At 63.9% G+C, this 26,110-nt stretch carries 25 protein-coding genes; 13 read left to right on the top strand and 12 right to left on the bottom strand.

Annotation, left to right across the window (positions count from 1 at the left end):
- Positions 1-151: 151 nt before the first annotated feature.
- Positions 152-595, top strand: a complete 444-nt coding sequence (locus tag E2H86_RS10365) for a response regulator (protein WP_133327378.1) — start codon at positions 152-154, stop codon at positions 593-595.
- A 43-nt stretch (positions 596-638) separates the two neighbouring features.
- Here the strand turns inward: E2H86_RS10365 and E2H86_RS10360 are convergent, their stop codons facing one another.
- On the bottom strand, positions 639-2,816 hold the full coding sequence (locus E2H86_RS10360) for a malate synthase G (protein ID WP_133327376.1): 2,178 nt from the start codon (positions 2,814-2,816) through the stop codon (positions 639-641).
- 346 nt (positions 2,817-3,162) lie between these two features.
- On the opposite strand from E2H86_RS10360, the gene E2H86_RS10355 reads away from it, so the two are divergent.
- Positions 3,163-3,681, top strand: a complete 519-nt coding sequence (locus E2H86_RS10355) for a glycine cleavage system protein R (protein WP_133327374.1) — start codon at positions 3,163-3,165, stop codon at positions 3,679-3,681.
- Between the two features lie 219 nt (positions 3,682-3,900).
- On the opposite strand, the gene rarD is transcribed toward E2H86_RS10355, so the two are convergent.
- The 4 genes from rarD to E2H86_RS10335 all read right to left on the bottom strand — a co-directional run bounded on the left by rarD (position 3,901) and on the right by E2H86_RS10335 (position 7,445).
- Positions 3,901-4,788 (bottom strand): EamA family transporter RarD, encoded by an 888-nt coding sequence (gene rarD, locus E2H86_RS10350; RefSeq protein ID WP_133327372.1) that lies wholly within the window; start codon positions 4,786-4,788, stop codon positions 3,901-3,903.
- 64 nt (positions 4,789-4,852) lie between these two features.
- Entirely contained in the window at positions 4,853-5,827 is a 975-nt protein-coding gene (locus tag E2H86_RS10345; RefSeq protein WP_133327370.1) for a serine/threonine protein kinase, read from the bottom strand.
- Between the two features lie 83 nt (positions 5,828-5,910).
- A complete protein-coding gene (locus tag E2H86_RS10340) occupies positions 5,911-6,675 on the bottom strand; it encodes a TOBE domain-containing protein (RefSeq protein ID WP_133327368.1) in 765 nt (254 codons plus the stop codon).
- A gap of 32 nt (positions 6,676-6,707) precedes the next feature.
- Positions 6,708-7,445 (bottom strand): ComF family protein, encoded by a 738-nt coding sequence (locus E2H86_RS10335; RefSeq protein WP_133327366.1) that lies wholly within the window; start codon positions 7,443-7,445, stop codon positions 6,708-6,710.
- 88 nt (positions 7,446-7,533) lie between these two features.
- On the opposite strand from E2H86_RS10335, the gene bioB reads away from it, so the two are divergent.
- From bioB to E2H86_RS10290, 9 genes are all read left to right on the top strand, one after another.
- Positions 7,534-8,592: a biotin synthase BioB gene (gene bioB, locus E2H86_RS10330; RefSeq protein ID WP_133327364.1), complete on the top strand. Its 1,059-nt coding sequence runs from the start codon at positions 7,534-7,536 to the stop codon at positions 8,590-8,592.
- A gap of 1 nt (position 8,593) precedes the next feature.
- The gene (gene bioF / locus E2H86_RS10325) at positions 8,594-9,766 is read left to right on the top strand and encodes an 8-amino-7-oxononanoate synthase (protein WP_133327362.1); all 1,173 of its coding nucleotides are present in this window, start codon (positions 8,594-8,596) and stop codon (positions 9,764-9,766) included.
- A complete protein-coding gene (locus E2H86_RS10320; RefSeq protein WP_133327360.1) occupies positions 9,759-10,490 on the top strand; it encodes an alpha/beta fold hydrolase in 732 nt (243 codons plus the stop codon). Before bioF ends, E2H86_RS10320 begins: the two co-directional genes overlap by 8 nt.
- Complete coding sequence (gene bioC, locus E2H86_RS10315) at positions 10,483-11,301, top strand: malonyl-ACP O-methyltransferase BioC (RefSeq protein ID WP_133327358.1); 819 nt, start codon at positions 10,483-10,485, stop codon at positions 11,299-11,301. Before E2H86_RS10320 ends, bioC begins: the two co-directional genes overlap by 8 nt.
- A gap of 9 nt (positions 11,302-11,310) precedes the next feature.
- A complete protein-coding gene (bioD, locus tag E2H86_RS10310) occupies positions 11,311-11,991 on the top strand; it encodes a dethiobiotin synthase (protein WP_133327356.1) in 681 nt (226 codons plus the stop codon).
- 211 nt (positions 11,992-12,202) lie between these two features.
- A complete protein-coding gene (locus tag E2H86_RS10305) occupies positions 12,203-12,499 on the top strand; it encodes a pyrroloquinoline quinone biosynthesis protein PqqE (RefSeq protein WP_133327354.1) in 297 nt (98 codons plus the stop codon).
- 301 nt (positions 12,500-12,800) lie between these two features.
- Positions 12,801-14,606, top strand: a complete 1,806-nt coding sequence (locus E2H86_RS10300) for a phenylacyl-CoA dehydrogenase (protein WP_133327352.1) — start codon at positions 12,801-12,803, stop codon at positions 14,604-14,606.
- Positions 14,607-14,849: 243 nt separating this feature from the next.
- Positions 14,850-16,133: a GGDEF domain-containing protein gene (locus tag E2H86_RS10295; RefSeq protein WP_133327350.1), complete on the top strand. Its 1,284-nt coding sequence runs from the start codon at positions 14,850-14,852 to the stop codon at positions 16,131-16,133.
- 120 nt (positions 16,134-16,253) lie between these two features.
- Positions 16,254-18,032, top strand: a complete 1,779-nt coding sequence (locus E2H86_RS10290; protein WP_133327348.1) for an acyl-CoA dehydrogenase C-terminal domain-containing protein — start codon at positions 16,254-16,256, stop codon at positions 18,030-18,032.
- Positions 18,033-18,263: 231 nt separating this feature from the next.
- On the opposite strand, the gene E2H86_RS10285 is transcribed toward E2H86_RS10290, so the two are convergent.
- Positions 18,264-19,151, bottom strand: a complete 888-nt coding sequence (locus E2H86_RS10285) for a LysR family transcriptional regulator (RefSeq protein WP_133327346.1) — start codon at positions 19,149-19,151, stop codon at positions 18,264-18,266.
- A gap of 210 nt (positions 19,152-19,361) precedes the next feature.
- Between E2H86_RS10285 and E2H86_RS10280 the strand changes: the two genes are divergently transcribed.
- A complete protein-coding gene (locus E2H86_RS10280; protein ID WP_133327344.1) occupies positions 19,362-20,642 on the top strand; it encodes an aspartate aminotransferase family protein in 1,281 nt (426 codons plus the stop codon).
- Between the two features lie 150 nt (positions 20,643-20,792).
- Entirely contained in the window at positions 20,793-20,951 is a 159-nt protein-coding gene (locus E2H86_RS10275; protein WP_009681539.1) for a YqaE/Pmp3 family membrane protein, read from the top strand.
- Positions 20,952-21,031: 80 nt separating this feature from the next.
- On the opposite strand, the gene E2H86_RS10270 is transcribed toward E2H86_RS10275, so the two are convergent.
- The 6 genes from E2H86_RS10270 to pqqA all read right to left on the bottom strand — a co-directional run bounded on the left by E2H86_RS10270 (position 21,032) and on the right by pqqA (position 26,040).
- Positions 21,032-22,855 carry an alpha/beta hydrolase family protein gene (locus E2H86_RS10270; protein WP_133327342.1) on the bottom strand — a complete coding sequence of 608 codons (1,824 nt, stop codon included), beginning with the start codon at positions 22,853-22,855 and terminating at the stop codon, positions 21,032-21,034.
- On the bottom strand, positions 22,821-23,969 hold the full coding sequence (gene pqqE / locus E2H86_RS10265; protein WP_133327340.1) for a pyrroloquinoline quinone biosynthesis protein PqqE: 1,149 nt from the start codon (positions 23,967-23,969) through the stop codon (positions 22,821-22,823). Before pqqE ends, E2H86_RS10270 begins: the two co-directional genes overlap by 35 nt.
- Positions 23,941-24,216 (bottom strand): pyrroloquinoline quinone biosynthesis peptide chaperone PqqD, encoded by a 276-nt coding sequence (gene pqqD / locus E2H86_RS10260; RefSeq protein WP_133327338.1) that lies wholly within the window; start codon positions 24,214-24,216, stop codon positions 23,941-23,943. The genes pqqE and pqqD overlap by 29 nt, the downstream gene beginning before the upstream one ends.
- Complete coding sequence (gene pqqC / locus E2H86_RS10255; RefSeq protein WP_133327336.1) at positions 24,213-24,968, bottom strand: pyrroloquinoline-quinone synthase PqqC; 756 nt, start codon at positions 24,966-24,968, stop codon at positions 24,213-24,215. Before pqqC ends, pqqD begins: the two co-directional genes overlap by 4 nt.
- Before the next feature lie 8 nt (positions 24,969-24,976).
- The gene (pqqB, locus tag E2H86_RS10250) at positions 24,977-25,888 is read right to left on the bottom strand and encodes a pyrroloquinoline quinone biosynthesis protein PqqB (RefSeq protein ID WP_133327334.1); all 912 of its coding nucleotides are present in this window, start codon (positions 25,886-25,888) and stop codon (positions 24,977-24,979) included.
- 80 nt (positions 25,889-25,968) lie between these two features.
- Entirely contained in the window at positions 25,969-26,040 is a 72-nt protein-coding gene (gene pqqA / locus E2H86_RS10245) for a pyrroloquinoline quinone precursor peptide PqqA (protein WP_003243383.1), read from the bottom strand.
- Positions 26,041-26,110: the final 70 nt, after the last annotated feature.

The following is a 26,110-nucleotide window of genomic DNA, read 5'->3' as shown; positions in this document are numbered from 1 at the left end:
TTTTCGACCTCCATGGTCTGCCGGCGGCGCAGTGGTGCCCATTGGACGTAAGTCTATGGACGCGACTGTCAGAGATCCGACGAAAGGCGAACGGCTTTAGCCGCGTGTTGTGGTCTTAACCCCAGAGTGGGATTTTTTTGACGAGAACAGCATGGCTGAGCATGACGACATCCTGAGTGACGCCGAGCGCGAGGCACTGGCAGTGGTAAGCGCGCCGGTCGCTCCCAAGCCAGTGGTGCTGGTGGTGGACGACAACCCGGTGAACGCCGAGGCGCTGTGCCTTTACCTGAAAAGCAGGGGCATCGACTGCATGACCGCAGATGGCGCGCAGGAAGCGATGTTCAAGTTGCACTACGAACCGCGCATTGCGCTGATGATCACCGACCTGCGCATGGCGCCCGATGATGGCTTGGAATTGATCCGGCAGATTCGTGAGTCGGAGCGGGCGGCGTTGTCGATCATCGTGGTGTCGGGCGACACCGATGTGAGCGAGGCGGTGGATGTGATGCACCTGGGGGTGGTGGATTTCTTGCTCAAGCCGGTGGATCTGGGGAAATTGCTAGGGCTTGTGCAGAAGGAATTGAAACTTACGTGATCCCGAGAGAGGGGTCGCGAAGCGACCCCTTGTCGCAGAAGTATTACAACCCGTTACGCGCCTTGAACTCGCGACGACGGCGATGCAGTACTGGCTCGGTGTAGCCGTTGGGCTGCTTGGTACCTTCGAGCACCAGTTCGACCGCCGCCTGGAACGCGACGTTGTCATCGAAGTGCGGTGCCATCGGCCGGTACAGGGCGTCGCCGGCGTTCTGCTTGTCGACCACCGCCGCCATGCGCTTGAGGCTCTCCAGCACCTGTTCCTGGCTGATCACACCATGGCGCAGCCAGTTGGCCAGCAGTTGGGCCGAGATACGCAGGGTGGCGCGATCTTCCATCAGGCCGACATCGTTGATGTCCGGCACCTTCGAGCAACCCACGCCTTGGTCGATCCAGCGCACCACGTAGCCAAGGATGCCCTGGGCATTGTTATCCACCTCGTTGCGGATCTCCTCGGCCGACCAGTTGGTATCGGGCGCCAGCGGGATGGCCAGGATGTCGTCGACCGAGGCCGGGGTGCGGCTGGCCAGTTCGCGCTGACGCGCCTGCACGTCGACCTTGTGGTAGTGCAGCGCGTGCAGGGTGGCAGCGGTCGGCGATGGTACCCAGGCGGTGTTCGCGCCGGCCAACGGGTGAGCGATCTTCTGCTCGAGCATGGCCGCCATCAAGTCGGGCATCGCCCACATGCCCTTGCCGATCTGGGCCCGGCCTTGCAGGCCCGTGGCGAGGCCGATATCGACGTTGTTGTTCTCGTAGGCCCCGATCCACTTCTCGTTCTTCATGGCGCCCTTGCGCACCACGGCGCCTGCTTCCATCGAGGTGTGGATTTCGTCACCGGTACGGTCGAGGAAACCGGTGTTGATGAACGCCACGCGCTCGGCCGCGGCCTTGATGCAGGCCTTGAGGTTGACCGTGGTACGGCGCTCCTCGTCCATGATGCCGACCTTGACGGTGTTGCGCGGCATGCCCAGCAGGTCTTCGACGCGGCTGAAGATTTCGGCGGCGAATGCCACTTCTTCCGGGCCGTGCATCTTCGGTTTGACGATGTACACGCTGCCGCTGCGGGTGTTCTTGCGGGTGGTGTTGCCGTTGAGGTTGTGCAGAGCGATCAGGTTGGTGAACAGGCCGTCCTGGATACCCTCTGGGATCTCGTTGCCTTGGGCGTCGAGGATCGCCGGGTTGGTCATCAGATGGCCGACGTTGCGCACGAACAGCAGCGAGCGGCCATGCAAGGTGACGCTACCACCGTTGGGGGTGGCGTACTCGCGATCCGGGTTCATGGTGCGGGTGAAGGTCTTGCCACCCTTGCTCACCTGCTCGGCCAGGTCGCCTTTCATCAGGCCCAGCCAGTTGCGGTAGACGATGACCTTGTCATCGGCGTCGACGGCGGCGACCGAGTCTTCGCAATCCATGATGGTGGTCAGTGCCGACTCCATCAGGATGTCCTTCACGCCGGCGGCATCGGTGCTGCCCACCGGGGTGCTGGCGTCGACCTGGATCTCGAAGTGCAGGCCATTGTGCTTGAGCAGCACGGCGGTCGGCGCAGCGGCATCGCCATGGAAGCCGATCAACTGCGCGTCGTCACGCAGGCCGGTGTTGCTGCCGCCCTTGAGGGTAACGACCAGTTTGCCCGCCTCGATGCGATAACCGGTGGAATCGACGTGCGAGCCGGCTGCCAGTGGGGCGGCTTCATCGAGGAAGGCGCGGGCGAAGGCGATGACCTTGTCGCCGCGAACCTTGTTGTAGCCTTGGCCGCGCTCGGCGCCGCCTTCGTCGCTGATGGCATCGGTGCCATACAAGGCATCGTAGAGCGAACCCCAGCGGGCATTGGCAGCGTTGAGGGCGAAGCGGGCGTTCATCACCGGCACCACCAGTTGCGGGCCGGCCATCAGGGCGATTTCTTCATCCACGTTCTGCGTGGTGGCCTGGAAGTCATCGGCTTGTGGCAGCAAGTAGCCGATTTCCTGGAGGAAGCTTTTGTAGGCCGAGGCGTCGTGGGCCTGACCTTGGCGCGCCTGGTGCCAGGCGTCGATCTTGGCTTGCAGCTCGTCGCGTTTGGCGAGCAGGGCTTTGTTCTTTGGAGCGAGGTCGTTGATGATCTTTTCTGCACCGGCCCAGAACTGCTCGGCGACGATGCCGGTCCCCGGAATGGCTTCGTCGTTGACGAAGTCGTACAGGACCTTGGCGACCTGAAGGCCACCGACTTGAACGTATCCAGTCATTGCTTGCCTCACTCTGCTCAGCTATTCGCTCTACGTGTATTAAGCCTGTAGCGCTTCTCTACAACATCGAACGACGTTTTGTAGTCCACGCCGTCGCATACTACATGAAGCAGCAGGCAGGGGAATACCAGACTAAAAGCGTCGTTGTGCGACCGTTTGGTCGCGTTGGGTCACGCTGGGAGTGGGTATGTTCGCAAAAAACCTGTGGATTGTTCCAGATAAATCTTGAAACAGTACACGATTAATCCCTCGGACTGTCCTGCGGCAGGTTGCCGCGCCTTGCCTATACTCAACCGATCCCCCCGAATTCCGTCGCCTCGCGCGGCCCGACACAGAGGAACGGCTTGTGGATCATCTTGTATTGACCGTGATTGCCCCCGACAAGGCCGGGCAGGTCGAGCGCATCGCCCAGTGCATCGCCGACCACAGTGGCAACTGGTTGGAGAGCCGCATGTCGCGTATGGCTGGTCAGTTCGCCGGCATCTTGCGGGTGGCGGTGCCGGCGGAAAACTACGACGAGCTGGTCGAGTCGCTGCAGGCGCTGGGCAAGTACGATATCCGTGTATTGATCGCCGAAAGTGGCATAGAGCCTTCCTGCACCTGGAAGCCCATTGCCATGGAGCTGGTCGGCAACGACCGGCCGGGCATCGTCCGTGACATCACTCGGCTGCTGGCCGATCAAGGGGTCAACCTCGAGCGCTTCACCACCGAGGTACGTCCGGCGCCGATGAGCAGCGAACCGTTGTTTCATGCCGATGCGCTGTTGGCGCTGCCGCTGACCCTGTCGCTGGAAGACCTGCAGCGCAAGCTGGAGGGCTTGGCAGACGACTTGATGGTGGAGTTGACGCTGCGGCCTGAAGATTGAACGAGGGTTATCCCCCGATTTAACGGGACGGCCCTGTGGATAACCTGGGGGTTCACGCCGCCAGCCCACGTGTGGCAAGGCTTCGCGCCGATTGAGCGAAAAACGTACAGAATTCAGCGGCTTGTGCACAAAGCACGGGGACGAGGGTGTGGATAACCTCTGGAGATGTGGCTACAGACCACGGATAACGTGGTCTGTAGCGTTTTGATCATTTTCTGATCAGGCGCGTTTGCGTAGGTTGAGCCAGGCGTCGACGCTGTAGATCGCCAAACCTGTCCAGATGCAGACGAAGGCCACCAGGCTGGTGGAGGACAGATGTTCGTCGAATAGCAGCACCGCCTGTAGCAGCACCAGGGTCGGTGCCAGGTATTGCAGGAAGCCCAGTGTGGTATAGGGCAGGTGCCGAGCAGCGGCGTTGAAGCACACCAGTGGTACCAGGGTCACCGGCCCGGCCGCCATCAACCACAGCGCCTCGCTACTGGTATAGAACCCGCCCTGGGCGCTCATGGCCGAGGGGTTCAGCAGCAACCAGCCCAAGGCCAGAGGTACCAGCATCCAGGTTTCCACCACCAGACCAGGCAGGGCCGCCACGGGGGCCTGCTTGCGTATCAGGCCATAGAACCCGAAGCTCAATGCCAGCACCAGCGAGACCCATGGCAGGCTTCCCACCTGCCACACCTGCTGCGCCACCCCCAAGGCCGCCAGGCCCACCGCGACCCACTGCAGGCGGCGCAGGCGTTCACCTAGCAGCAGCATGCCGAGCAGCACGTTGACCAGCGGGTTGATGTAGTAGCCCAAGCTGGCTTCGAGCATGCGGTCGTTGTTGACGGCCCACACATAGGTCAGCCAGTTACCGGCGATCAGCGTGCCGCTGAGGGCCAGGATCGCCAGACGTCGTGGGTTCTCGCGCAGCTCGCGCCACCAGCCGGGATGTTTCCAGACCAGCAGCAGGAGCGAGCCGAACAGCGCTGACCAGAGCACGCGGTGGACGATGATCTCCACCGCCGGAACGCTCTGAATCGCTTTGAAGTACAGGGGGAACAGACCCCAGATGATGTAAGCGCTGAGGCCTAGAAGATACCCGCGGCGCGGGTTTGCAGCGTGCATGCAGAATCCTTGCTTGATAGCCGAGGTGAAGCGACTGCTATTGTAGACAGACCGAGATAGCCATTCAGAACAATTTCAATGGCGCTTCGTCCAATGCAGCGATCTGCTCGCGCAGGGCGAGGATCTGATCGCCCCAGTAGCGCGGTTGACCGAACCACGGGAAGCTCGGCGGGAACGCCGGGTCGTCCCAGCGCCGGGCCAGCCAGGCGCTGTAATGCAGCTGGCGCAGGGCCCGCAGCGGTTCGATCAGGGCCAGCTCGCGCGGGTCGAAGTCATGGAACTCGTTGTAGCCATCGATCAGTTCGGCCAACTGCCCAAGGCGTTCTTCGCGGCTGCCGGCAAGCATCATCCACAGATCCTGCACGGCGGGGCCCATGCGGCAGTCATCGAGGTCGACGACGTGGTACACCTCATCGCGGTGCATCAAGTTGCCGGGATGCAGGTCGCCATGCAGGCGGATCAGTTGATGTGGAGTACGGGCATAGATGGCCTCGACTCGCTTGAGCAGGTCGCGCGCCACGGATTCGAATGCAGGGAGCAGTTCCCTGGGTACGAAGCCACCCTCGAGCAAGGTATTCAGCGATGCGTGGCCGAAGTTGTCCACAGCCAACGCCTCGCGATGTGCGAACGGGCGTGTCGCTGCAACGGCATGCAGGCGACCGAGCAACTGGCCGAGCCGGTAGAGTTGATCGAGGTTGCCGGGTTCGGGCGCATGACCGCCGCGGCGGGGGAACAAGGCAAAGCGGAAGCCCTGGTGCTTGAAGAGGGTCTGGCCGTCGTGCTGCAGCGGCGCGACCACGGGCACTTCGCAATCGGCCAGTTCAGCGGTGAAGCTGTGCTCCTCGAGGATTGCGGCGTCGCTCCAGCGACCGGGGCGGTAGAACTTGGCGACCAACGGCTGTGCGTCTTCGATGCCCACCTGGTAGACGCGGTTCTCGTAGCTGTTCAGGGCCAGCACCCGGGCGTCGCTGAGAAAGCCGAGGCTTTCCACGGCGTCCAGGACCAGGTCGGGGGTGAGGGTGTCGAAGGGGTGGGACATGGTGGCTCCGAAGGGGCGGGCGGCTTAGGGGGCATGGTAGCGCATTCCAGGGGCGTGCCCGCGAAAGCGCCGGCATCGACGACCTACGCCGGCACCCCCAGCAATACATACGAGGGAGGGAACTGAACCCGAACCTCGTCACCCTCGACCACCCGTTGATCCTTCAGCCAATCGGCCGCAGCGAAGGCGCACAGCGTCTGCCCATTGCCCAGCGCCAGTCTCACTTCACTCGGTCCCTGGGCGTCCGCCAAGACCTGTTCGACCGTCGCTTTCAGTACGTTGCTGCCCACCTCGGGCGTATCGCTTGCCCCTAGCACCTGCACCCACCCTGCCTTGAGCAAGGCCACTACGGTGGTTCCCAGGGTCAGATCCAGGCGCGCCGTGCTGTCGTGGGTGATCAACGCATCAATCTCCAGCCCGTCGCCCAGGGCCAGGCTCACGCGATCGTGTCGGCCCTCGCGCCGCAGCCCGCTGACCTGACCCTGCAGTTGGTTGCGAGCGCTGGTGCGCAGCATCAGGCGGCCCAGCAGGTCGAGGTCGCTGGATTGCTCGGCAGCTTCGAGCATCTGGGTTTGCAGCGATTGCAGGCGCTGGTAGAGGCGCAGCACCCGTTCACCCTCCGCCGACAGGTGCGCGCCGCCACCGCCACGGCCACCGGTGCTGCGCTCGACCAGCGGGCGGCTGGCCAAGTTGTTGAGCTCGTCGATGGCATCCCAGGCGGCCTTGTAGCTGATGCCGGCGGCCTTGGCGGCGCGGGTGATCGAGCCTTGTTCGGCAACGTGCTGGAGCAGAGCGATGCGCTGCGGGCGACGGGCGATGTGCTGGGTCAGAAGGGTCGGCAGGGACATGGGCGGCACTGGTTCAAGGGGTCTGTGAGGAATCATACATGCCCCGGCTTGGCTGTACGCGCCAGGCAATAGACATCGACCCGCCGCGCTCCAGCCCGGCGCAGCAGCCCGGCAATGGTCCGGGCCGTGGCACCCGTGGTCATCACGTCATCGACCAGGGCGATGTGTCGACCTGCCAGCGTGAGCCCGGGGGCCAGTGCGAAGGCTCCGCGCAGATTGCCCTGTCTGGCGCGGGCATCCAGGTTCTGCTGCGCAGGCGTGTCGCGGGTGCGCAGCAGGACGCTTGGGTCACAGGTTATCGACAGCTGGGTCGACAACCAACGCGCCAGCATCGCCGCCTGATTGAAGCTGCGCTTGCGCAGCCGGCGTCTGGCCAGTGGTACCGGCACCAGCAATTGTGGGCGTGGCAGGCCTTCGGCGAAACGATGGCGCAGGGCATGGCCGAGCAACTCGGCCAGCAATCGCCCCAGTGGCCATTGGCGGTTGTGTTTGAAGCGGCTGACCAGGGTATCCAGCGGAAAGCCGTAGTGCCAGGGCGCCACCACTTGATCGAACGGCGGAGCCCGGCGGCAGCACTGGGCGCAGGTCAGGCCGGCCATCGGCAGGGGCAGGGCGCAGCGCAGGCACTGATCTTCCAGCCAAGGCAGCTCCTGTTCACAGGCGATACAGAGCGGATAGGGCTGCCCGGCGCGAGCGTCGCACAGCAAACAGATCTGGTTACTATTTATCCACTTGTAAACCAGTGATTTAGGGCGTGGTTGACAGTTCATAGGCCTTCCATGACTATGCAAGCTATCCGTGATGCGCTGGCGGGTTTTCCGTGTCGGCGCCTGCTACAGCCTAAACAAGGAAACGCCGATGAGCGCCAGCACAACTGCAACAACACGTCACGACTGGTCCCTGGCCGAGGTCAAGGCGCTGTTTCAGCAACCATTCAATGACTTGCTGTTCCAGGCGCAGACCGTGCACCGCGCGCACTTCGACGCCAACCGCGTGCAGGTCTCGACGCTGCTGTCGATCAAGACCGGCGCCTGTCCGGAAGATTGCAAATATTGTCCGCAGTCCGGTCACTACAACACCGGGCTGGAAAAACAGAAGCTGATGGAAGTGCAGAAGGTGCTGGAAGAGGCCGCCCGGGCCAAGGCCATCGGCTCGACACGCTTCTGCATGGGCGCGGCCTGGAAACACCCATCGGCCAAAGACATGCCCTACGTGCTGGAGATGGTCAAAGGGGTCAAGGCCATGGGCCTGGAAACCTGCATGACCCTCGGCAAGCTCGATCAGGAGCAGACCGCCGCCCTGGCCCAGGCCGGGCTGGACTACTACAACCATAACCTCGACACCTCGCCGGAGTTCTACGGCAGCATCATCACCACCCGCACCTATGGCGAGCGTTTGCAGACCTTGGCCTATGTGCGTGAGGCGGGGATGAAGATCTGTTCCGGCGGGATCCTCGGCATGGGTGAGTCGCTGGACGACCGCGCCGGCCTGTTGATCCAGCTGGCCAACCTGCCAGAACACCCGGAATCGGTGCCGATCAACATGCTGGTCAAGGTTGCCGGCACCCCGCTGGCCGAGGAAGAGGACGTCGACCCGTTCGACTTCATCCGCATGTTGGCGGTGGCCCGTATTCTCATGCCCAAGTCCCACGTGCGCCTGTCGGCCGGCCGTGAGCAGATGAACGAGCAGATGCAGGCACTGGCGTTCATGGCTGGGGCCAACTCGATCTTCTACGGTGAGAAGCTGCTGACCACAGCCAACCCGCAGGCCGACAAGGACATGCAACTGTTCGCCCGCTTGGGCATCAAGCCCGAAGCGCGTGAAGAGCACGCCGACGAAGTGCACCAGGCCGCGATCGAGCAGGCTCTGGTCGAGCAACGCAGCAGCGAGCTGTTCTACGACGCAGCCAGCGCCTGACATGGCCTTTGACCTGGCGGCGCGCCTTGCCGAACGGCGCGCCGCGGACCTGTATCGGCAGCGGCCGCTGCTGCAGAGCCCGCAGGGGCCGCAGGTGGTCGTCGATGGCCAGCCGTTGTTGGCCTTCTGTAGCAACGATTACCTGGGCCTGGCCAACCACCCCGAGGTCATCGCCGCCTGGCAGGCCGGTGCCGAGCGCTGGGGCGTGGGCGGTGGCGCCTCGCATCTGGTGATTGGCCACAGCACCCCGCATCACCAGGTCGAGGAAGCCTTGGCCGAATTGACCGGGCGCCCGCGTGCGCTGCTGTTCTCCACTGGCTACATGGCCAATCTCGGCGCCATCACCGCGCTGGTGGGGCAGGGCGATACGGTGCTGCAGGACCGCCTCAACCATGCCTCGCTGCTCGACGGTGGTTTGCTCAGCGGTGCGCGCTTCAGCCGCTACCTGCATAACGACGCGGCCAGCCTGCAGAGCCGCCTGGCCAAGGCCAGCGGCAACACCCTGGTGGTGACCGACGGCGTATTCAGCATGGACGGCGACCTGGCCGATTTGCCGGCGCTGGCCGAGGTGACGCAGGCACATGGCGCCTGGATGATGGTCGACGACGCCCATGGCCTGGGTACGCTGGGTGCCAATGGCGGCGGTATCGTCGAGCACTTTGGCCTGGGTATCGACCAGGTGCCGGTGCTGATCGGTACGCTGGGCAAGGCCTGCGGCACCGCCGGTGCGTTCGTCGCCGGCAGCGATGAACTGATCGAGGCGCTGGTGCAGTTCGCCCGGCCCTACATCTACACCACTAGTCAGCCACCGGCGCTGGCCTGCGCCACCCTGAAAAGCCTGGAGCTGTTGCGTGCGGAAAGTTGGCGGCGCGAGCACCTGGCTGCGCTGATCCGCCAGTTCCGCCAGGGTGCCGAGCAGATCGGCCTGCAACTGATGGACAGCCCTACCCCGATCCAACCGATCCTGATCGGCGGTAGCGCACAGGCGTTGCGTCTGTCGCAGATGCTGCGCGAGCGTGGTCTTTTGGTGACCGCGATCCGTCCTCCGACCGTGCCCGCTGGCGGCGCACGGCTGCGTGTCACTCTCAGCGCCGCGCACAGTGAGGCACAGGTGCAGCTATTGTTGAATGCATTGGCCGAGTGCTATCCACAGTTGGAGTCCGCCGATGCGTAACCGAGTGATTCTCCTGCCCGGCTGGGGGCTGGGCACTGCTTCCCTGCAGCCGCTGGCCGCGAGCCTGCGGGCCCAGGATGCGCGCCTGCGGATCGACCTGGTGGCGCTGCCGGAGTTGGCCGAGGCCGACGTGCAAGTCTGGGTCGACCACCTCGACCGTCATCTGCCCACCGATGCCTGGCTTGGCGGCTGGTCGTTCGGCGGCATGCTCGCCAGCGAACTGGCGCGCAAGCGCGGCGACCATTGCTGTGGCCTGCTGACGCTGGCCAGCAATCCGAGTTTCGTGGCGCGGGCGGACTGGCCCCACGGCATGGCCGAAGACACCTTCGGGACTTTCCTCGATGGTTGCCGCAGCCACACCCAGGTCACCCTCAAGCGTTTCCGCACCCTGTGCAGCGACGGCGCGCAGCAGCCGCGCACCTTGCTGCGGCAACTGGGCGTGGGGGTGCCGGACACCGATCCGCTGTACCTGGCGACCGGCCTGCAAGTGTTGGCCCAACTGGACACCCGTGCCGCGCTGGAGACCTACCCCGGCCCGCAGCTGCACCTGTTCGCTGGAAGTGATGCACTGGTACCGCCTGGCGCAGCGAAGGCCTTGAGCGAGTTGCTGCCGGATGTCGAGGTCGGCCTGGTCGAAGACAGTTCCCACGCGTTCCTGCTGGAGTACCCACAGGAACTGGCGTCGGGTATCAAGAGTTTCCTGCATGAGAGTGGCGATGACTGACCTTTCCCGTCCGGCCCTGCCCGGCGCGCTGCCGGACAAGCGCCAGGTGGCGGCTTCTTTTTCACGCGCGGCAGGCAGCTACGACAGCGTGGCGGCCCTGCAGCGCGCAGTCGGCGTGAGCCTGCTCGAACAGCTGCCTGAGGACCTGCAGCCCTCGTGCTGGGTGGATCTGGGCAGCGGCACGGGCCATTTCAGCCGGGTGCTGGCCGAGCGTTATGCGTCAGGCAATGGGGTGGCGGTGGATATTGCCGAAGGCATGCTGCGCCATGCCCGCGGCGTGCAGGGCGGTGCGCGTTACCATGTCGCCGGCGATGCCGAGCGCCTGCCGCTGCGCGATGCCAGCGTCGATCTGCTGTTCAGTAGTCTGGCCGTGCAGTGGTGCAGCCAGTTCGCCAGCGTCCTGGGCGAAGCGCGGCGGGTGTTGCGTCCCGGTGGCGTGCTGGCGTTCAGCAGCCTGTGTGTCGGTACCCTCGATGAACTGCGGGCCAGTTGGCAGGCAGTGGACGGCATGGTGCACGTCAATCGCTTCCGCCGCTTCGAGGACTACCAACAGCTATGTGCCGCCAGCGGCCTGGAGACGCTTTCCCTGCAACGTCGTGCCCATGTGCTGCATTATCCCGACGTGCGCAGCCTGACCCATGAGCTCAAGGCGCTGGGTGCGCACAACCTCAACCCCGGCCGGCCTTCGGGCTTGACTGGGCGCGCCCGTATGCAAGGGTTACTGCAGGCGTATGAAGCGTTTCGCCAGGCCGAGGGGCTGCCTGCCACCTATCAGGTGGTCTATGGTGTGATGCGCAAGCCACTGCTGTGAGGGAGTGAGATGAGCCAAGCGTATTTCATCGCCGGGACCGATACCGATGTGGGCAAGACTACCATTGCTGCGGGCTTGCTCCATGCGGCGCGTTTGCAAGGGCTGAGCACGCTCGGCGCGAAGCCGGTGGCGTCGGGCTGCACGATGACGCCCAAGGGCCTGCGTAATAGCGATGCCCAGGCGCTGATCGATGAAAGCACGATCAAGCTGCCCTATGAGCAGGTCAACCCATTCGCCTTCGAACCCGCCATCGCCCCCCATGTGGCCGCGCGCGAGGCGGGCGTGACGCTTACCGTGCCGACATTGCTGAGCGCAATGCGCAACGTGCTGCAGCAAAATGCCGACTTCACCTTGATCGAGGGGGCGGGCGGCTGGCGGGTGCCCCTGTCGGGGCTGGAGAACCTTTCCGACCTGGCCATCGCCTTGCGCTTGCCGGTGATCCTCGTGGTGGGCGTGCGCCTGGGTTGTATCAGCCATGCCTTGCTCAGCGCCGAGGCGATCGAGCGTGACGGCCTGCAACTGGCCGGATGGGTAGCCAACATCATCGAGCCGCGGACTTCGCGCCTGGAAGAGAACCTGGCGAGCCTGGCCGAGCGCCTGCCGGCGCCGTGCCTCGGACGGGTGCCCAAGCTCAAGCAGGCCAGCGCCGATTCGGTGGCCGAGCACCTGCAACTGGACCTTCTGGATTAGCAGGTTCCTGTGCCGGCCCTTTCGCGGGTAAACCCGCTCCTACAGAGCCTGCGAAGATCCTGTAGGCGCGGGTTTACCCGCGAACGGGTCGGGACAGGAATACCTTAGGCCTATCAGGTGGCACTGAGCCATTAGGGATTTAAACGGGCCTTTTCGGCCCTGGCCTGCTTTAATTGGCCTTGTTCACACCCCGCGTCATTGGAGTCCTGACATGGAAATCACCGGCAGCACTGCCTATTACGCCGGCCTCAGCGCCATCCAGAGTGGCCAGCAGCGTATCGACCAGGCCGCCAGCAACATCGCCAATGCCTCGGTCGAGCGCGCCGCCACCAGCCAGTCCAGCGACTACCAGGCCGAGCGCCTGCGTTCGGTCGACCGCAGCCAGCAGCTGGACCTCGCCACCGATACCGTGCAAATGGCATTGGGCAAGCAGCAAGTCGAACTTGGCGTGAACGTCGCCAAGGCCTCCGACGAAATGCTCGGTCGTTTCATCGACACCTACGCCTGATTTGTCGCGAATCACTCGCGAACCTTGTGGGAGCGGGCTTGCCCGCGAATGCGTCATTTCAGACACCTTTGTTTGTCTGGGAGGGCCCATTCGCGGGCAAGCCCGCTCCCACAGTCGTTTCAGGGCATTTCTCCAAGCGTGGCATCAATGTCACTTTCCACGGCAGAAATGGCACCATCGTCCCGGCTTGACATCCAGCGGAGCTAAACGTAAGTTTCAAACAACTGTTTGACCGAAAGCCGGCAAGAGCTGGTCGGTACCTGCGGTCTCCCCACCGGACTCATTACAGAGGTTCATCGCAATGCCTGATTACAAAGCCCCCTTGCGTGACATTCGCTTCGTCCGCGACGAGCTGCTCGGCTATGAGGCGCATTATCAGAGCCTGCCAGGTTGCCAGGACGCCACGCCCGATATGGTCGACGCGATCCTCGAGGAAGGCGCGAAGTTCTGTGAGCAGGTGCTGGCACCGCTGAACCGCGTCGGCGACCTCGAAGGCTGCACCTGGAGCGAGTCGGGCGTGACCACGCCGACCGGCTTCAAAGAGGCCTACCAGCAGTTCGTCGAAGGTGGCTGGCCGAGCCTGGCGCATGACGTCGAGCATGGCGGCCAAGGCCTGCCGGAGTCGCTGGGCCTGGCCATCAGCGAGATGGTCGGCGAGTCGAACTGGTCGTGGGGCATGTACCCAGGGCTGTCCCATGGCGCGATGAACACCCTGTCTGCCCACGGCACCGCCGAGCAGCAGCACACCTACCTGAGCAAGCTGGTGACCGGCGAGTGGACCGGCACCATGTGCTTGACCGAACCGCACTGCGGCACCGACCTGGGCATGCTGCGCACCAAGGCCGAGCCTCAGGCTGACGGTTCCTACAAGGTTTCCGGCACCAAGATCTTCATCTCCGCCGGTGAGCACGACATGGCCGACAACATCGTCCACATCGTCCTGGCGCGCCTGCCGGATGCACCGGCCGGCACCAAAGGCATTTCGCTGTTCATCGTGCCCAAGTTCCTGCCTAACAGCGAAGGCGGCGTCGGTGAGCGCAACGCCGTGAGCTGTGGCTCGCTCGAGCACAAGATGGGCATCCACGGCAACGCCACCTGCGTGATGAACTTCGACGGCGCCACCGGCTTCCTGATCGGCCCGGCCAACAAAGGCCTGAACTGTATGTTCACCTTCATGAACACCGCGCGTCTGGGCACCGCCCTGCAGGGCCTGGCCCACGCCGAGGTGGCCTTCCAGGGTGGCCTGAAGTACGCCCGCGAGCGGCTGCAAATGCGTTCGCTGACCGGTCCCAAGGCCCCGGAAAAAGCCGCTGACCCGATCATCGTCCACCCTGACGTGCGGCGCATGCTGCTGACCATGAAGGCGTTCGCCGAAGGCAACCGCGCGATGGTCTACTTCACCGCCAAGCAGGTCGACATCGTCAAGTACAGCCAGGACGAGGAAGAGCGCAAGAAGGCCGATGCGTTGCTGGCCTTCATGACCCCGATCGCCAAGGCCTTCATGACCGAAGTGGGCTTCGAGGCGGCCAACCATGGCGTGCAGATCTACGGCGGCCACGGTTTCATCGCCGAGTGGGGCATGGAGCAGAACGTGCGCGACAGCCGTATCTCCATGCTGTACGAAGGCACCACCGGCATCCAGGCCCTCGACCTGCTCGGGCGCAAAGTGCTGATGACCCAGGGCGAAGCACTCAAGGGCTTCACCAAGATCGTGCACAAGTTCTGCCAAGCCCAGGAAGGCAACGAGGCGGTCAAGGAGTTCGTCGAGCCGCTGGCGGCGCTGAACAAGGAGTGGGGCGAGCTGACCATGAAAGTCGGCATGGCCGCCATGAAAGACCGCGAGGAAGTGGGCGCCGCATCGGTGGATTACCTGATGTACTCCGGTTACGCCTGCCTGGCCTACTTCTGGGCCGACATCGCCCGCCTGGCCGCCGAGAAGCTTGCCGCCGGCACCAGCGAAGAAGGGTTCTACACCGCCAAGCTGCAGACCGCGCGCTTCTACTTCCAGCGCATCCTGCCACGCACCCGCACCCATGTGGCTGCGATGCTGTCGGGCGCTGGCAACTTGATGGCGATGAAGGAAGAGGACTTCGGTCTCTCTATCTAAGCCCGCTCCGCTCGTAGCGAAACCCGCCTGCCTTCACCGGCAGGCGGGTTTTTTGCGCTTTGGCGCTCGCTCATCGCCCGCCCCACCTTCTGGCAGCCGCTTGCCGACGATCGACCCCGCAGAAAAACCTCAAGCCCAGCCGTCCCGCTGCCGTTAACCCAGCAACCTATTCATCTATTCACGTGTGTTGCCGATGAAGTAAGGGCACAATGCCATTATTGATCTGCCGGGTCGGAGATTCCCTTGTTTCGTCTAAACGCGGTCCGCGCGAGCCATTTTCTGCCTTCGCTGTTCTTGTTGCTGGCGGGCCTCGCGGCGGCCTATGTGAGGGACCTGAGTGTGTTCTTCACGTCCCTGTTCAACGTCCTGCCGACGTTGGTGCTGCTGCTGGGCGGCGCCTATTGCGCGGTGTATCGCCGCCAGCGCGAATTGTTCCTAATGGTCACGGTGTACATCGCCTATTTCCTGCTCGATACCCAGACCGATTACTACCGTGACAACGGCCGCGTCCGAGAGGATGCGGCGGTCATCTTCCACCTGGTGTGCTTGTTGCTACCCGCCTTGTACGGTTTGTTCGGCGCCTGGCAGGAGCGCACTCACCTGGCCCAGGACCTGCTGGCGCGGTTCGCCGTACTGTTCGCCGTGGGCAGCGTGGCCCTGGCACTGGAGCAGAGTTTCCCGGACGCCCTGCTGGCGTGGTTGGCGGAAATCCGCTGGCCGGCACTGCATGGCCAGTGGATGAGCCTGATCCAGATGGTCTACCCGTTGTTCCTGATGGTGTTCATCCTGCTGGTGGTGCAATACCTGCGCGAGCCGCGGCCCCTGCATGCGGCACAGCTGATCGGCCTGGTCGGCATCTTCTGGATGCTGCCCAAGACTTTCATTCTGCCCTTCACCCTGAACATCATGTGCAGCCAGGTGATGCTGATGATTGCCGCGGCGGTCTCCCATGAGGCCTACCAGATGGCCTTCCGCGACGAGCTGACCGGTCTGCCCGGGCGCCGGGCGCTGAACGAGCGTATGCAGCGCCTTGGGCGCAACTATGTGATCGCCATGACCGATGTCGACCACTTCAAGAAATTCAACGACACCCATGGCCACGATGTCGGCGACCAGGTGCTGCGCCTGGTCGCCAGTCGTTTGGCCAAAGTCACCGGTGGCGGGCGCGCCTACCGTTATGGTGGCGAGGAGTTCGCCCTGGTATTCGCTGGCAAGACCGCCGAGGAATGCCTGCCGCACCTGGAGGCCGTGCGCGAGATGATCGCCAACTACGCCATGCATCTGCGCGATCCGAACAGCCGTCCGCAGGACGACAGCGCCGGGCGGCAACGGCGCAGTGGCAGTGCCGGTGGTACGGTCTCGGTCACCATCAGCATTGGTGTCGCCGAGCGCCTGGCAGACCACCGCAACCCCGACGAAGTGCTCAAATCCGCCGATCAGGCGCTGTACAGCGCCAAGGGTGCGGGCCGCAACTGCGTGATGGTGTATGGCCAACAATCGTTGCGTGGGGCGGTGCGTACGGCGTGACCATAAATGACTATGCGGTCTATTGATGACCCTATGTCTCGTAAAAGTTTGTCGGTTACACTGATTTCAAATCCGTGCTGCGGTTGCCCGAACCGCCCGACCCACTAGCGAGAGGTTGTCATGGCTGAATATAAAGCGCCCCTGCGCGACATGCGCTTCGTTCTTAATGAAGTCTTCAACGTGGCCGAACAATGGGCGCAATTGCCTGCGCTGGCCGAGGCCGTAGACGCCGACACCGCGATGGCCGTGCTGGAGGAGGCTGGCAAGGTCACCGCACGCTCCATCGCGCCGCTCAGCCGTGCTGGCGATGAAGAAGGCTGTCACTGGGACAACGGCGCCGTGCGTACCCCAGCCGGTTTCATCGATGCCTACAACACCTACGCCGAGGGTGGCTGGGTGGGCGTAGGCGGTGATCCCTTGTTCGGTGGCATGGGCATGCCCAAGGCCATCTCGGCCCAGGTCGAGGAAATGGTCAATGCCTCCAGCCTGGCCTTCGGCCTGTACCCGATGCTCACCGCCGGGGCCTGCCTGTCGATCAACGCCCACGCCAGTGAAGCGCTCAAGGCGCAGTACCTGCCGAACATGTATGCCGGCGTCTGGGCCGGCTCCATGTGCTTGACCGAACCGCACGCCGGTACCGACCTGGGCATCATTCGCACCAAGGCCGAGCCCCAGGCCGACGGCAGCTACAAGGTCAGCGGCACCAAGATCTTCATCACCGGCGGCGAACACGACCTGACCGAGAACATCATCCACCTGGTGCTGGCCAAGCTGCCGGATGCACCGGCTGGGCCCAAGGGCATTTCGCTGTTCCTGGTGCCGAAGTTCCTGGTCAACGCCGATGGCAGCCTCGGCGCTCGCAACTCGGCCACTTGTGGCTCGATCGAGCACAAGATGGGCATCCAGGCTTCGGCCACCTGCGTGATGAACTTCGACGAAGCGGTGGGCTACATCGTCGGCGAGCCGAACAAGGGCTTGGCCGCGATGTTCACCATGATGAACTACGAGCGCCTGGGCGTCGGTATCCAGGGCTTGGCCTCGGCCGAGCGGTCCTATCAGAACGCCGTGGAGTACGCCCGCGACCGCCTGCAAAGCCGTTCGCCCACGGGCCCGCAAGCCAAGGACAAGGTTGCCGATCCGATCATCGTCCACCCTGACGTGCGCCGCATGCTGCTGACCATGAAAGCGCTGATCGAAGGCGGTCGGGCGTTTTCCACCTACGTGGCGATGCAACTCGACAGTGCCAAGTACAGTCAGGATGCTGCCATCGGCAAGCGCAGCGAAGAGCTGGTCGCGTTGCTTACCCCTGTGGCCAAGGCGTTTCTCACTGACTTGGGCCTGGAATGCGCGGTGCATGGCCAGCAAGTGTTCGGTGGCCATGGCTACATCCGCGAGTGGGGGCAGGAGCAACTGGTGCGCGATGTGCGTATCACGCAGATCTACGAAGGCACCAATGGTATTCAGGCGCTGGACCTGATGGGTCGCAAGGTGGTGGCCAGCGGTGGTGCGTACTACCGGCTGTTCGCTGACGAAATCCGTCAGTTCATCGCCAGCTCGGACAGCGAGGCGGTTGAGTTCACCCGCCCTCTGGCGGCAGCCCTCGATCAGCTCGACGGGCTCACCGACTGGGTGCTGGACCGGGCCAAAGGCAACCCGAACGAGATCGGCGCGGCTTCGGTGGAGTACCTGCACGCCTTCGGCTATGTGGCATACGCCTACATGTGGGCGCTGATGGCGCGTGCGGCCACCCAGGGCGAAGGTGACCCGGCGTTCTACTCGGCCAAACTGGGCACGGCACGCTTTTACTTCGCCCGCCTGCTGCCGCGAGTCGACTCGCTGGTGGCGTCGGTGAAGGCGGGTAGCGAGCCGCTGTATCTGCTCGATGCCGAACAGTTCTAAGGCGATGATCAGGTTTTGTAAGCTTTCTCCTACATGACGTGGTGACTATTCGCCACTGTTCGGCGATTGGATCCACGGTTAATCTCTGTTCCATGGACGTCGCGCAGGAAGCGCAAAGGACAGAACAGGGACAACGAAGGATGCCTGCCAGGGTCGGTGGGGCGATAGGGATGTCATAGGGAAACAGTCTGGAAAACCCCGCTTCGGCGGGGTTTTCTTTGTGCGCGGGTTTTAGCCGAGCACGTCTTCTTCCAGCAGGTTGCGCAACAGCTCCACCGAAGCCTGCTGGCGCTGGGCATCGCGAAACACCAGACCGACCTTGAGGGGCACACGAGGTTCGCTCAGTGGTTTCCACAGCAATCCCTGATCATCTTCGGCGGCCGCCTTGGCCCGGCCAGGCAGGATGGTCGCCAGCGCGGTGTGCGACAGACTGTCGAGAATCCCGGCCATGTTGTTCATCTCCGCCTGGACCTGGGGTCGACGCCCCTGGTTGGCCAACTGCTCCTTCCAGATCTGGCGGATCTGGAATTCCTCGCCGAGCATCAGCATCGGCAATTCTGCCGCCTGGCGAATGGATACCTTCTTGAAGTCTTTCAGGGGGTGGGTATCCGGTATGACCAGCTGCAATTCATCTTCGTACAACAACAGGCCATGCAGTCCTGGCTGACGCGGCGGCAGGTAGCTGATGCCAATATCCAGGCTGCCGTTGAGCAGACGTCGTTCGATCTCCAGCCCCGACAGCTCGTAGATCTGCACCACCAGATGCGGCTGGGCCTTGCGCACACGCTCGAGCAGCTGTGGCACCAGACCTGGGCGCACGGTCTGCAGCACCCCGATGGCCAGGGTGCGTACCGACTGCCCCTTGAAGTTGCGCATGGCTTCGTGGGCGCGCTGCAGGCCATCGAGCAACGGCTGGGCATGGTTGTACAGGGTGTGGGCAGCCAGCGTCGGCAACAGTCGCTTGTTGGCGCGCTCGAACAGGCTCAGATCGAGACTGTGCTCGAGCTGGCGGATCTGCTGTGACAGGGCTGGCTGGGACAGCGACAGCCGCTCTGCGGCCCGGCCCACATGGCCTTCTTCATAGACCGCGACGAAATAACGCAGTTGGCGAAAATCCATAAGCAACACTTATCGAAAAAGCTGGAAAAACGGAATGGCCGCAAGCGCCTCGCACGCCTAGTCTATCGCCGTACAGCAAAGGGTTACAGCGCCATCGGCGGCGATTGTTACCGAGGCTGAGAAACACTTTTGATAGGCAGGGCAAAATTATCGGGCGCCGGCATCAGATCAGGCCCCGGATGCCCATTTGCGTGATTGGTCGGAGCCTCCATGAACCTGTTCAACCTGCGCCGTTCGGCAGCTGCCGCGGTCGCCGAGCCCGTGCGTGCGCCGGTCGCCCCGGCGGATGCATCGCCGCTGTCGCGTGAGTGTTTGATGCCTGGCAGCGTGCGTGCCCCGCAGGTGTTCGTGCGGGGCCAGGGATCGTGGTTGTGGGACGACAAAGGCCACGCTTACCTGGATTTCACCCAGGGAGGTGCGGTCAACAGTCTGGGCCACAGCCCCAGCGCGCTGGTCAAGGCCCTGGGCAACCAGGCCCAGGCGTTGATCAATCCCGGCGCGGGCTATCACAGCCGTGGCTTGCTGGCGCTGGTCAATCGCCTGTGCCAGAGCACCGGCAGCGATCAGGCCTACCTGCTCAACAGTGGCGCCGAAGCCTGCGAGGGGGCGATCAAGCTGGCGCGTAAATGGGGCCAACTGCATCGCAACGGCGCCTACCACATCATCACCGCCAGTCAGGGCTGTCATGGCCGTAGCCTGGGCGCACTGTCGGCCTCCGACCCGCTCCCATGCAACCGCTGCGAACCGGGCCTGCCAGGATTCAGCAAAGTACCGTTCAATGATCTGGCGGCGCTGCATGCGCAGGTCGATTCGCGCACCGTGGCGATCATGCTCGAGCCGATCCAGGGCGAAGCGGGGGTGGTTCCGGCCACCCGTGAATACCTGCAGGGCGTGGAGAAGCTGTGCCGCGAGCTGGGCATCCTGTTGATTCTCGACGAGGTGCAGACCGGTATTGGTCGTTGCGGTGCGTTGCTCGCCGAACAGACCTACGGCGTGCGCGCCGACATCATCACGCTGGGCAAAGGCCTGGGCGGTGGAGTACCGCTGGCGGCATTGCTGGCCCGTGGTCGTGCGTGCTGCGCTGAGCCAGGCGAACTGGCGGGCAGCCACCACGGCAATGCGTTGATGAGCGCAGCCGGCTTGGCGGTCCTCGACACCGTGCTGGAGGCCGGCTTCTTCGAGCAGGTGCAGGACAGTGGCCGCCACCTGCGCGAGGGATTGTCGCGCCTGGCAGGCCGCTATGGTCAGGGCGAAGTGCGTGGGCAGGGGCTGCTTTGGGCACTGCAACTGCGCGAGAACATCGCTCCGGCGCTGGTCGAGGCTGCGCTGGACGAAGGCTTGTTGCTCAACGCTCCGCAAGCGGATGTTCTGCGCTTTTCCCCAGCCCTGACCGTGAGCCGGGGCAGCATCGACGAAATGCTTCTGCGCCTGGCTCGGGCCTTCGCAAGGCTCCACGCCAAACAGCACAACCGGCGGGAAGTGCCGGCCTGATCCGCATTCAACCGAACCGTCTTGCGTTTCTGCGCACCGCCCTGGGCCGATCGACTTGGCTCGGGGCATTTTTTTGCCTGGCGTTCAGGCGGTGGAACCTCTGCAGGGCGCGGCTAGTCTTTGTTTAAACCCCTCAAAGGAGCTATACGCATGGACTTCATCCGCATCATCATCGCCATCATCCTGCCGCCGCTGGGCGTATTTCTTCAGGTAGGCTTCGGCGGGGCGTTCTGGCTGAATATCCTGTTGACGCTGCTGGGTTACATTCCGGGGATCGTGCACGCGGTGTACATCATTGCCAAACGCTGAGCGTGCAGGGCTGCTGGGCGGCCCTATCGCAACGTAAGCCCGGCAGGGTATGGCACCGGCTGGGCCGGTGTTCGCGGGTATCAGCCGTTCAGCACCCGGCAATAGAACTTCCACTCTTCTTCCAATGCGTGCGCGAGGTTTTGCGCACTGCGTAGACCATGCCGCTCGCCGGCATAGAAGTGGCCTTCGGTCTCGATGCCGTTGGCCTTCAGGGCCGCCAACATCGACCGGGTCTGTTCCGGCACCACCACCGCGTCCAACTCGCCCTGGAAGAAAATCACCGGCGCTTTGATCCGAGCCGCATGCAGCAGCGGCGTGCGCTGGCGGTAGCGCTCGGCATCGCGCAGCGGATCGCCGATCAGCCAGTCCAGGTAATCGCCTTCGAACTTGTGCGTGGCGCGACCCAGGGCAATCGGGTCGCTGACGCCATAGAGGCTGGCTCCGGCACGGAACACATCGTGGAAGGCGAGCGCGCACAGAGTGGTATAGCCGCCGGCGCTGCCGCCGCGGATGAACGCCTTGTCGCGGTCGATCAGGCCGCGCGCAGCCAGGTGCTCGACCGCAGCGCAGGCATCCTCCACGTCGCTATCGCCCCAGTTCAGGTGCAGCGCCTGCCGATAAGCCCGGCCATAGCCGCTGCTGCCCCGGTAATTGAGGTCGGCGACGGCGAAGCCACGCTGGGTCCAGTACTGGATGCGTGGATCGAGTACCGGGTAGCAGGCCGAAGTCGGTCCGCCGTGGATGAACACCACCAGCGGTGCCGGGCCGCGGCTGCCGGCGGCGGGATAAAAGAAACCGTGGGCGGGGGTGCCCGCGCTGTCGTAGTGGATCGATTGCGGCAGGCTGATGTGCCGCGCCGGCATGACCTCCGCGCCACCGGCCAGCACCCGGACTTCGTGGTTGTCGCGGGCGATGGCGATGACCGCCGGTGGGCTGATGGGCGAGGCGGCGATGGCGTAGATGAAGTGCTCATCTTCGGCCAGGCTGCGAAAACGGCTGTAGGCGCTGGCGAAACGCTCTACCCGGCCGTCGGCGGTACGCAGCCCGAGCTGGCCGAAACCGTCCTCGAACCAGCTGGCGAGGTAGCTCTGCGGGCCGTCGACAAGCCAGGTGCTGGCGCCCAGTTGCCACGGTGCCGGGGCATGGTCGGCTACTTCGGCAGGCAGGGCCTGCCATTGGCCGTCGACTTCGCCCCAGGGTTGCCAGAAGCCATTGCGGTCGGACAGGCAGTAGAGTCGGCCTTGCAGGTCGAAGCGCGGCTGCTGCAAGGACTCGTCGTCGCCAGCGATGCAGCGCGCCGGGCCCCAGGTGCCGTTGCTGTCACGCTCGCGACCCATCAGCCGGGTCACTGTCCAGGGCTGCGCCGGTCGGTCCCACTCGATCCAGGCCAGGCGCTGACCATCGCCACTGAGTGTGGGCGCGGCATAGAAATCGGCGCCCTCGGCCAGCACCTGCCGAGTGCCTTCGCCCAGCGCGACCAAGCGATGCTCGACTTGCTCCGCATGGCATTCCTCGACTGCCAGCACCTGGCCGTCATGCCATTGCAGATCGCCGTAGCGGCACTGCGGGTCGGCGGTCAACGCATTGGGCAAGCCGTCGTCCAGCGACTGCAGATAGACTTGCTGATCGCCTTCGTTGACGAACACGACGGCGTCGCCGGCGAGGCAGAAACTACCTCCGCCATATTCGTAAACCCGGCTGCGTGCGCTGAAGCCGTCCGGGGTCAGGCAGCGGGCTTGATGGTCACGCCAGTGCCAAAGACGGCAGGCGCCATCGGCTGGACGGAACTCGTTCCAGAACAGGCCGGTGGGGCCGACCTTGATTTCGGCGAAGTCGGTGCCAGCGGCCACGGCCTGCTCGGCGCTGAATTCAACCGCGGACGATGACACGGGAGTTTCGTTCATTGCGGAAGGTCATCTGTTCAATGGCGAGCTGGGCGGTTTCCGCTTCCTCGCGGGCCTTGAGGATGATGCCGTGGTCCTGCGACTTGGCGCACACCGGGTCGGCCTTGCTGGCATCGCCGGTGAGCATGAAGGCCTGGCAGCGGCAGCCGCCGAAGTCTTTTTCCTTCTCATCGCAGGAGCGGCACGGTTCGGGCATCCAGTCGTAACCGCGGAAGCGGTTGAAACCGAACGAGTCGTACCAGATGTGCCGCAGGTCATGGTCGCGCACGTTGGGGAACTGCACCGGGAGCTGCCGGGCGCCATGACACGGCAAGGCGGTGCCATCCGGGGTGATGGTGAGGAACAGACTGCCCCAGCCGTTCATGCAGGCCTTGGGGCGTTCTTCGTAGTAATCGGGGGTGACGAAGATCAGCTTGCAGGGGTTGCCTTGGGCCTTGAGCTTGTCCCGGTACTCGTTGGTGATACGCTCGGCCCGTTCCAGTTGCGCGCGGGTCGGCAGTAGCCCGAGGCGGTTGAGATGCGCCCAGCCGTAGAACTGGCAGGTGGCGAGCTCGACGAAATCGGCCTCCAGGGCGATGCACAGTTCGATGATGCGGTCGATCTTGTCGATGTTGTGCCGGTGGGTAACGAAGTTGAGCACCATCGGATACCCGTGGGCCTTCACCGCACGGGCCATTTCCAGCTTCTGGGTGAAGGCCTTCTTCGAGCCGGCCAGCAGGTTGTTGACCTGCTCGTCACTGGCTTGGAAGCTGATCTGGATATGGTCGAGGCCGGCTTGCTTGAAGGCGGCGATGCGCTGCTCGGTCAGGCCGATGCCAGAGGTGATCAGGTTGGTGTAGTAGCCCAGTCGGCGCGCCTCGCCGATCAATTCGGCAAGGTCCTGGCGCACCAGTGGCTCGCCGCCGGAAAAACCGATCTGGGCAGCGCCCATTTCGCGCGCCTCGGCCATCACCTTGAACCACTGGGCAGTGTCCAGCTCCTTGCCCTGCTGGGCGAAATCCAGCGGATTGGAGCAGTACGGACACTGCAGCGGGCAGCGGTAGGTCAGCTCGGCGAGCAGCCACAACGGCAGGCCGACCGGGACCTCAGGCGAGGGTGATCCAGTGTTCGGCACGGGCCACCTCCATGAACTGCTCGATGTCGTCGGCGACCTCGGGCACATCGGGGAATTGCTGGGTCAGTTCGGCGATGATGGCGGCGACGTTGCGCTGGCCATCGATCAGTCCGCCGATCAGACCGGCGCTGTCGTTGAGCTTGATCATGCCCTCGGGGTACAGCAGTACATGGCCCTTCTGCGCCGGTTCGTACTGGAAGCGATAGCCGGGGCGCCAGTTGGGTACCAGGGTGCGATCGAAGCTCATAGGGCGATCCCCTTGTGCCAGACGCGCTCGCCGGTGACGCTGTGATAAGGCGGGCGGTTCAGTTCATAGGCCATGCTCATGGCGTCGAGCATGCTCCACAGGATATCCAGCTTGAATTGCAGGATCTCCAGCATACGCTCCTGGCCGGCACGGGTGGTGTAATGCTGCAGGGTGATCGCCAGGCCGTGTTCCACGTCACGTCGGGCCTGGCCCAGGCGGGTGCGGAAGTATTCGTAGCCGGCCGGGTCGATCCACGGGTAATGCTGTGGCCAGCTGTCCAGGCGCGACTGGTGGATCTGCGGCGCGAACAGCTCGGTCAACGAGCTGCTGGCGGCCTCCTGCCAACTGGCGCGGCGGGCGAAGTTGACGTAGGCGTCGACGGCGAAACGCACGCCCGGCAGCACCAGCTCCTGGGAGCGCAGTTGGTCGGGGTCCAGGCCCACGGCCTGGCCCAGGCGCAGCCAGGCCTCGATACCGCCGTCCTCGCCTGGCGCGCCGTCATGATCGAGCAGGCGCTGGATCCACTCGCGGCGGATCTCCCGGTCGGGGCAGTTGGCCAGGATAGCGGCATCCTTCATCGGGATGTTGACCTGGTAGTAGAAGCGGTTGGCCACCCAGCCCTGAATCTGCTCACGGGTGGCGCGGCCTTCGTACATCGCCACATGGTAGGGATGATGGATGTGATAGTAGGCGCCCTTGGCGCGCAGGGCCTGCTCGAATTCGGCAGGGGACATCGGCAGTGCTTCGCTCATCGGGCCTCCTACAACTCGATGCTCATGCCATCGTAGGCCACTTCCACGCCGCGGCGCAGGACCTCAGCTCGCTCGGGGGAGTCTTCATCGAGAATCGGGTTGGTGTTGTTGATGTGGATGAGCACCTTGCGCTGACGCTGGAAGCCGTCGAGCACTTCGAGCATGCCGCCGGGACCATTCTGCGCCAGATGGCCCATCTCGCGGCCGGTGCGGGTGCCGACGCCCCGTCTTTGCATCTCGTCGTCTTCCCACAGGGTACCGTCGACCAGCAGGCAGTCGGCGTCGTGCATCATCGCCAGCAGTTCGTCGTCGACCTGGCCCAGGCCCGGCGCGTAGAACAGCTTGCCGCCGCTGCGGGTGTCCTCGACCAGCAGGCCAAGGTTATCGCCCGGATGCGGGTCGAAGCGGTGCGGCGAGTAGGGCGGCGCGGCACTGCGCAGCGGGAAGGGGGTGAAACGCAGATTCGGGCAGGCGTCGATGACGAAGCTGCCTTCGAGCTCGATGCGGTTCCACTGCAGCCCACCGTTCCAGTGACTGAGCATGTTGAACAGCGGGAAGCCGGTGGTCAGGTCCTGATGGACCATGTCGGTGCACCAGACCTTGTGCGGGCAACCTTCGCGCAGGCTCAGCAGGCCGGTGGTATGGTCGATCTGGCTGTCGAGCAGGACGATGGCGTCGATGCCGGTGTCGCGCAGGGCACGGGCCGGCTGCATCGGCGCGAAGGCCTGCAGCTGGGCGCGGATGTCGGGCGAGGCGTTGCACAGGATCCAGTGCTCACCGTCGTCAGACAGGGCGATCGAGGACTGGGTGCGTGCCGTGGCGCGCAGGCTGCCATCGCGAAAGCCCTTGCAGTTGACGCAGTTGCAGTTCCACTGCGGGAATCCGCCACCAGCGGCGGAACCGAGAATCTGGATGTACATGGCCACTCCCTAATCCGAAGACCCGTATCCGAAAAACGACAACGCCTCGGCGGGCCGAGGCGTCGAACCACGAGCAGGGCTTAGCGGTTGGCGAAGTACATGGTCACTTCGAAGCCGATACGCAGGTCAGTGTAAGCAGGTTTGGTCCACATGGAGTTGCTCCTTCCGAAAGAGGGTTTTGGGTCCAGCCAGTACATTGGGTGCCGCCTCGGCAAGGAGGTT

Source organism: Pseudomonas putida (assembly GCF_004357765.1).
GTDB lineage: Bacteria > Pseudomonadota > Gammaproteobacteria > Pseudomonadales > Pseudomonadaceae > Aquipseudomonas > Aquipseudomonas putida_U.
The sequence above is the reverse complement of the archived record's forward strand: the minus strand, read 5'-3'. Positions and strand labels throughout refer to the sequence as shown.